Origin of the sequence: Flavobacterium macrobrachii (assembly GCF_014486675.1) — a bacterium.
Classification (GTDB): domain Bacteria; phylum Bacteroidota; class Bacteroidia; order Flavobacteriales; family Flavobacteriaceae; genus Flavobacterium; species Flavobacterium macrobrachii.
In genome coordinates this window covers 1-7,094 of sequence record NZ_JACTAC010000105.1, presented here as the reverse complement: position 1 = coordinate 7,094, position 7,094 = coordinate 1, and the positions used below count along the sequence as shown (strand labels likewise).

The window sequence follows — 7,094 nt, the reverse complement described above, 5'->3', positions numbered from 1 at the left end:
ACGGTATTGAAAATTTTAGAAGCATTCAGAAAAGGAGAACAAAACGAAGCTTCTTTTTGGATAAACTATAAAGACCGATTAATATACATCCGTTATTTTGCTGTTCGCAATTCAGAAAAAGAATACAAAGGAGTTATTGAAATGTCACAAGACATAACCGATTTTAAACAAATTAATGGAGAAAGAAGATTGCTAGAATGGAGCTAAAAAACATAAAAATAAATTACAAAAATTTCTATTATCCACCAGGAGGAATCTTGATGTGGATAATTATTTTTTTAGAGCTTTTTACCTTCGGAATGGCACTTGTTGCGTTGGTTTTTAGTGCAAAAGAAAATCAACAACTTTTTCACGAATCTAGTTTGCACCTTAATAGAACTTTTGGAACTATTAATACATTTTTATTACTTGCAAGTGGTTTTTTTATTGCAAATGCGGTTCATAATTTCAAAGAAAAGAATTTTGAAAAAGCTTCTTTTCAGTTCAAAATTACAATGGTTGGAGGTTTGCTTTTTATTGTATTAAAAAGTGTTGAATATTATATAAAAATTGAAGCTGGTTATTTGTTAGATACCAATAGTTTCTTTACATTTTATTGGCTTTTAACTGGGTTTCATATAATTCATGTTGTGGTTGGCTTGGTCATATTATTTATTTTAAACCGAAATATTACAAAAACATCCATAGAAGATGTTGAAGCTTCTGCCGCTTTTTGGCACATGTGTGATTTGATTTGGCTATTGTTATTTCCTGTTTTATACCTTATTTTTTAACTATGAAAAAGGAACTAACATATACGTTCGCATTATTACTATTGTTGACATTTGCTACTTTTTTAATAGTCAATCTTCCCTTAGATTCTTTCATAAAAAAATGCTTAATTCTAGCACTATTCTCAGTTAAGTTTTTATTAGTTGCATTTCAGTTCATGGAGCTTAAAAAAGCGCATTCTTTTTGGAAAATTTCAACGATAACAATTTTAATCATTATCAATTTAATCATAATTATTTCATAATAAATAAAACCATGATTGAAATCATAAAATTAGAGAACTAAAAAATAGCACTTTGCAAACAAATTTAAAAAAATGGAAAATCACATTTATAATGTAAACTTAAAATGGGAAAGCGACAGAAAAGGGCTTATCTCATCTCCTGAATTACCAACAACAATTGAAGTGGCAACTCCTCCTGAATTTGACAAAGGAATGCCCAATATTTGGTCGCCTGAACACTTATTTACGGCTTCTGTATTGAGTTGTTTTATGACAACTTTTTTGGCAATTTCAGAATATTCAAAATTAGATTTTATTTCTTTTGAATGTAGTTCTGAGGGGATTCTTGAAAAGATAGAGGGTAAATACTTAATGACTAAAATAATTTTAAAACCAACATTAACAATTGCCGATCTAAACAAAATAGAGAAAGCACAACGTGTTTTAGAATTGTCTGAAAAAGCATGTTTGATTTCAAATTCAATCAAAAGTGAAGTTATATTGAAACCAACAATCAATATTGAAAATTAAAATTTATTAATGGAGACATCCAAAAAATATTTACTTTTCCTATCGCTACTAATTAGTCTTTTTTTAGCGTATAACTTTATTATTTATACTTCAAAAGAAGATTATGAAACAATTCATCTTTCCGAAAAAGCGTTACAAGGTGAATCCATTTGGTTAAAAAAAAATTGCAATTCTTGTCATCAATTCTATGGTTTGGGCGGTTATCTTGGTCCTGATCTTACTAATATTTATTCCAAAAGAGATGAAGCCAATATAAAAGCCATGCTAAATAGTGGTGTAAATGCTATGCCAAAATTTAATTTCAAAGAAAATGAAAAAAAAGCTTTAATTCAATTTTTGAAAGAAGTTGACCAAACAGGTTATTATCCAAATAAAGAAGCAAGTATTGAATATAACGGTTGGGTTGAAATAAAAAATAAGCAACATGAAAACAGATAAATATCCGCTCTATTTTATTTATATAGGTTTAATTTCGCTTCTTTTTGGGCTTCTTTGCGGATTATTGGCAGGTTTTCAATATGTAATTCCGAATTTTATTAAAGAAATTTTGCCGTTCAACGCTGTTCGTCCTTTGCATACTCTTTTTGTAGTTTCTTGGATATTACTTTCGGCAATTGGAGGAATTTATTATTATATAAAACCAAGAAATCTGCTTCTTATAAAAGTTCATTTTTGGCTGTTTGTTTTCACAGGAATTGGAATAATTATTTCTTATTTATCAAAGAATTTCGCTGGAAAAGAATATTTAGAGTTTCCAAGTTATTTTTACTTTCCAATTGTAGTAGGGTGGATTTTATTTGGCATCAATTATTATAAAACCATGCTACCTTCATTTAAAAATTGGCCTATTTATTATTGGATGTGGGCAACAGGGATTGCATTTATGATTTATCATTTTACCGAAGCACATTTGTGGTTGTTACCTTATTTCAGAGATCATTTTATTCAGAACATTTCTTTGCAATGGAAATCGGGAGGTTCTTATGTAGGATCATGGAATATGCTGGTTTATGGGACATCGCTATTTGTAATGTCTAAAATAAGTAACGATGATAGTTATGCTAACTCAAAAAAGGCTTTCTTTTTTTATTTTTTAGGATTAACCAATTTAATGTTTGGTTGGGCACATCACATTTATATTATTCCATCGGCTCCTTGGATTCGATATTTGGCTTATGCAATCAGCATGACCGAATGGATTATTTTATTTTCGATAATTTATGATTGGAAAAAAAACCTATCTAAAGAAACGCAAACCAAATTTTTATTAGCATATAGATTGATGATCTTGGCAGATTTTTGGGTGTTTTTAAACATCATTCTGGCATTATTAATTTCTATTCCATCTATCAACTTATTCACTCACGGAACACATATTACAGTTGCACATTCGATGGGTACGACTATCGGAATTAACACTATGATATTACTATCATCAATAGCTTTTATTATCGAATATGAAAATAAATTTACTTTTATTTCAGAAAAAAGAATTAGAAATGGAATTAAAATTTTCAATATTTCATTCCTTTTATTTTGGGTAAGTTTACTACTTATGGGAATTAAAAAAGGATATTGGACTTTCTTTAGTAAGAACGAATCCTTTAACCAATTACAGGATTCATTGCATTGGATTTATATTTTATTTGTCATTTTTGGGCTCGGAATTTTAGTAGGTCTTAATATTATAGTATTTGAATATTTGAAAAACATAAAATCAATTTCTAAAAACAACTCTAATCTTTGGTGAATTTTCAATTCTTGATGAATTAATTTTTAATGAAGAAGAAAGATTTCCCAATGTTTCAACATTGTTTTTAAAATACTGAATATAGTAGTTTCCTTTGTATTCTTTATATTCAAGAAAATGAATCATTTCATTTAATTCAACATCTGAAATCAATTCAGAATGATAAGTAGTTCTTATCTCAAATGGGATTGTACTGGCTAAAAGAAGTTCAAAGGAACTTTCAAATTCGTCAAACAAATTAGACTTTGTAATTGCATTGTAACTAGGCTTTAATGCTTTAAAATCTAATGCAACATAATCTATTAGATTATCTTGTATCAGTTGCTTTACTATTTTTGAGTTCGATCCATTGGTATCTATTTTGACTAAAAAACCTAATGCTTTCACTTCTTTAATTTGCTCGACAATATTTTTATGAATTAAACATTCGCCACCGCTAAAAACTACGGCATCGAGTAATCCTTTGCGCTTTTTTAAAAAAGAAATTGTTTCAGAAAAAGTAATGGCTCCTTTTCCTAAAACAATTTCGGGATTATAACAATACAAGCAACGCATATTACAACCTGCATACCATAGAATGCAAGCTGATTTATTGGGATAATCTAATAATGTAAATGGAGTAATATTGCAAATTGGTTTAGCTAACACTGGTTTTCTCTGAAATGTACACGCTGTTTATGCTCTCCTTTTTTTCCAATATTAAAACTCTCAACTGGGCGATGATACCCCATTACTCTTGTGTAAACCAAACATTTAGTTCTTAAATGTTGATTGTGTTCTAAAATTTCTAACGATTTTGTATTCATTTTGGATTGTTGTGTTTAATTGTTATTTATTGTACTTTCTAATAAAGTTTCATTATCTAATTCCTCCAAAAGTTTTTCATCACATTTTGGACAATACTCGTGCTCACCATTTAAATATCCATGCACTGGACAAACACTAAATACTGGAGTTACAGTTATATAAGGTAATCTGAACTTGGTTAAAACCGTTTTCACAAAATTTTTACAAGCTTCGGACGAGCTAATTCTTTCATTCATATATAAGTGTAGCACGGTTCCACCTGTATATTTGCACTGTAATTCATCTTGCATCAATAACGCTTCAAAAGGATCTTGCGTGAAATCTACAGGAATTTGTGAACTATTTGTATAATAAATATTTTCTCCTTGACCTGCTTGAAGAATAGTTGGAAATCTTTTTTTATCTTCTTTGGCAAAACGATAAGTTGTTCCTTCAGCAGGTGTGGCTTCAAGATTGTAAAGATTACCTGTTTGCTCTTGAAATTCTTTCATTCTATTTCGAATATGGTCTAAAATTTCTATACACAAATCGTTGCCAAAAGGTGTAGAAATATCATCTTTATCATTGGTAAAATTGCGAACCATTTCGTTCATTCCGTTTACCCCAATTGTTGAAAAATGATTTCTAAAATGAGGTAAATACCTTTTCGTATACGGGAATAAACCTCTATCATACATCTCTTGAATAAAAATCCTTTTTTTCTCTAATGTTGATTTAGCAATTTCCATTAATTTATCTAATTGCTCAACAAATGCTTTTTTATTGCCTTCATATAAATAACCTAATCGAGCCATGTTGATAGTAACAACTCCAATACTTCCTGTCATTTCGGCACTTCCAAAAAGCCCGTTACCTCGTTTTAGTAATTCTCTTAAATCTAGTTGTAATCGGCAACACATACTACGAACGGCATTTGGTTTATAGGCACTTTCGTTTTCAACTTTATTGCCTTTTTCATCTAATATGTATTGGCTTCCAATAAAATTTTGGAAATAAGAAGAACCAATTTTTGCAGTGTTTTCAAAAAGTATTTCGGTGTTTTCGCCATTCCAATCAAAATCTTCGGTTATATTTACTGTTGGAATTGGAAAAGTAAATGGTTGACCATTGGCATCACCTTCCGTCATTACTGTGTAATAGGCTTTGTTGATCAAATTCATTTCTTCCTGAAAATGCTCGTAACGTAAATCGGTTGGTTTATCAACTCCACGCTGATTAGCTTTTACTACTAAATCATGATTGAAATTACCTTCAAAGAAATGATGGTTGTTTTTAGTTGGAATCTGATTTTTTAAATCGTCTGGAACAACCCAATCTAATGTTATATTGGTAAAAGGAGATTGTCCCCAGCGTGCAGGAACATTTAGATTATAAACAAAGCTACGAACCGCTTTCAACACTTCATCAAAACTTAAATCATCTTTAAAAACATACGGTGCTAAATAAGTGTCAAAAGAACTAAATGCTTGTGCTCCTGCCCATTCACTTTGTAAAATACCAAGAAAATTTGCCATTTGTCCTAATGCTTCTCTAAAATGTGATGGAGGTTTGCTTTCAACACGACCACGTACACCATTGAATCCATCGTTTAATAATACTCTTAAACTCCATCCGGCACAATAACCTGTTAAACAATCTAAATCATGAATATGGATGTCGCCATTTCGGTGAGCGTAGCCTTCTTCTTTGGAATAGACTTTATCCAACCAATAATTAGCAATGATTTTTCCTGCCACATTATTTACTAAACCTGCATTAGAATAGGACGTGTTTGCATTAGCGTTAATTCTCCAATCGGTTTGTGAAATGTATTCTTCAATGGTTTGTGTGCTGTCAACATAGGTTGTATCATCATTTAATCCTGCTACATGTTCGCGTTGTAATTTTCTTGTATGACGATAAAGCATGAATGAGCGCATCACTGTAAAATACTCTTTTTGAAACAGAGTTTTTTCAATCATATCTTGTATTTCTTCTACAGCCCAAGTATCTTTAATGCCTATGGAAGACATAACACTGTTGAAAATACTTTCATCATAAGGAATAGTGACGCTTTCAAAACTTCTCTCAATAGCATCCTTTATTTTGTAAGATTCAAAAGGCTTGTAATCTCCATTTCTTTTAATCACGAATTTCTCCATAGTATAAATATTTTGTTTCTATGTTTATTTAATTAGTTGAGATTAAGTTTTGTTTCCATTTCTTTTGCCTTTGGAAACACGATGTTGTTTTCTAAATGAATGTGTTTGTGCAAATCTTGTTCAAATTCTTTCAGCATTGCAAAAGTCACTTTATAAGTTTCACATGCATCAGTTGGAGGATTGTAATTATTTGTGAGTTTTGCAATTTCTCTAAATCGTTCTCCTTCTGCATCATGTTCATTCATCATCATTGCAATAGGATTATTTACGGTTCCAAAATGAGGATGCGCAATAGCAGTATTCGTTTTTAAAGCGTAAAACAAGTTTTTTATAAAAGGGAATAGAACCAATTCCTCCTTTTTCATATGTTGAGCTAATTCTCCTGCAGAGGTTTTAAAATGTTCTGTGATTTTAAATAATTCTGAATGACTTTTACCATGCACTTTACAAAGTTTGTCTAGATACAAAAGCAGCGTAACTGATTTTTCTTCAACATAACGATGATGTACTTTCTCAATGTAGTCAATTAATAAGTCAATTGGCCAAGATTTAAAATCTATATCATGTGTTGCTTTCGTATTAAGAATAATATCTATTTCGTGTTGAACTTCAATTGAATCTATCCCTTTTTTGTCACATGCTTCCTCCAAAGTTATATTTCCTTTGCAACAAAAATCAATTCCATATTTTGAAAAAACAGAAGCTGTTCTGTAATCTTCAGCCACCCATTCTCCTATTGTTATGTGTTCTAATATATTCATAATATTGAAATTTAAGTTTCATCAATAATACAACCGTTTTGAAATAAAAAATTATGATTAAAATCATATTGTTTGAATAATTTGAATCGTTTCTTTGAAATTATTATTAT

General features: G+C 30.1%; 8 protein-coding genes and 1 pseudogene. 6 read left to right on the top strand and 3 right to left on the bottom strand.

Annotated elements, in window-relative coordinates:
* The 6 genes from IAI56_RS14920 to IAI56_RS14895 all read left to right on the top strand — a co-directional run.
* Positions 1–207 (top strand): PAS domain-containing protein (locus tag IAI56_RS14920; protein WP_187658616.1); only part of this gene is annotated, 207 nt, incomplete at its 5' end.
* On the top strand, positions 198–773 hold the full coding sequence (locus IAI56_RS14915) for a cytochrome c oxidase subunit 3 (RefSeq protein WP_187658615.1): 576 nt from the start codon (positions 198–200) through the stop codon (positions 771–773). The genes IAI56_RS14920 and IAI56_RS14915, both read left to right, overlap by 10 nt.
* A 2-nt stretch (positions 774–775) precedes the next feature.
* Positions 776–1,015 (top strand): cytochrome C oxidase subunit IV family protein, encoded by a 240-nt coding sequence (locus IAI56_RS16475; protein ID WP_112112160.1) that lies wholly within the window; start codon positions 776–778, stop codon positions 1,013–1,015.
* Positions 1,016–1,087: 72 nt separating this feature from the next.
* The gene (locus IAI56_RS14905) at positions 1,088–1,525 is read left to right on the top strand and encodes an OsmC family protein (RefSeq protein ID WP_112112159.1); all 438 of its coding nucleotides are present in this window, start codon (positions 1,088–1,090) and stop codon (positions 1,523–1,525) included.
* 9 nt (positions 1,526–1,534) lie between these two features.
* The gene (locus IAI56_RS14900) at positions 1,535–1,963 is read left to right on the top strand and encodes a c-type cytochrome (protein WP_112112158.1); all 429 of its coding nucleotides are present in this window, start codon (positions 1,535–1,537) and stop codon (positions 1,961–1,963) included.
* Positions 1,950–3,275, top strand: coding sequence for a cbb3-type cytochrome c oxidase subunit I (locus IAI56_RS14895; protein ID WP_187658614.1), 1,326 nt, complete (start codon positions 1,950–1,952; stop codon positions 3,273–3,275). The genes IAI56_RS14900 and IAI56_RS14895 overlap by 14 nt, the downstream gene beginning before the upstream one ends.
* Here the strand turns inward: IAI56_RS14895 and IAI56_RS14890 are convergent.
* The 3 genes and pseudogenes from IAI56_RS14890 to ric form a co-directional block, all read right to left on the bottom strand.
* A complete protein-coding gene (locus tag IAI56_RS14890) occupies positions 3,243–3,923 on the bottom strand; it encodes an anaerobic ribonucleoside-triphosphate reductase activating protein (RefSeq protein ID WP_112112156.1) in 681 nt (226 codons plus the stop codon). The two genes, IAI56_RS14895 and IAI56_RS14890, sit on opposite strands and share 33 nt — an antisense overlap.
* Positions 3,917–6,223: pseudogene (locus tag IAI56_RS14880) on the bottom strand (ribonucleoside triphosphate reductase). Before IAI56_RS14880 ends, IAI56_RS14890 begins: the two are co-directional and overlap by 7 nt.
* A 32-nt stretch (positions 6,224–6,255) precedes the next feature.
* Complete coding sequence (ric, locus tag IAI56_RS14875; RefSeq protein ID WP_187658612.1) at positions 6,256–6,984, bottom strand: iron-sulfur cluster repair di-iron protein; 729 nt, start codon at positions 6,982–6,984, stop codon at positions 6,256–6,258.
* Positions 6,985–7,094 lie beyond the last annotated feature (110 nt).

Bases quoted from the DNA above. Each gene is read 5' to 3' on its own strand.
- IAI56_RS14915 (WP_187658615.1), top strand. From the start codon at position 198: ATGGAGCTAAAAAACATAAAAATAAATTACAAAAATTTCTATTATCCA.
- IAI56_RS16475 (WP_112112160.1), top strand. From the start codon at position 776: ATGAAAAAGGAACTAACATATACGTTCGCATTATTACTATTGTTGACA.
- IAI56_RS14905 (WP_112112159.1), top strand. From the start codon at position 1,088: ATGGAAAATCACATTTATAATGTAAACTTAAAATGGGAAAGCGACAGA.
- IAI56_RS14900 (WP_112112158.1), top strand. From the start codon at position 1,535: ATGGAGACATCCAAAAAATATTTACTTTTCCTATCGCTACTAATTAGT.
- IAI56_RS14895 (WP_187658614.1), top strand. From the start codon at position 1,950: ATGAAAACAGATAAATATCCGCTCTATTTTATTTATATAGGTTTAATT.
- ric (WP_187658612.1), bottom strand. From the start codon at position 6,984: ATGAATATATTAGAACACATAACAATAGGAGAATGGGTGGCTGAAGAT.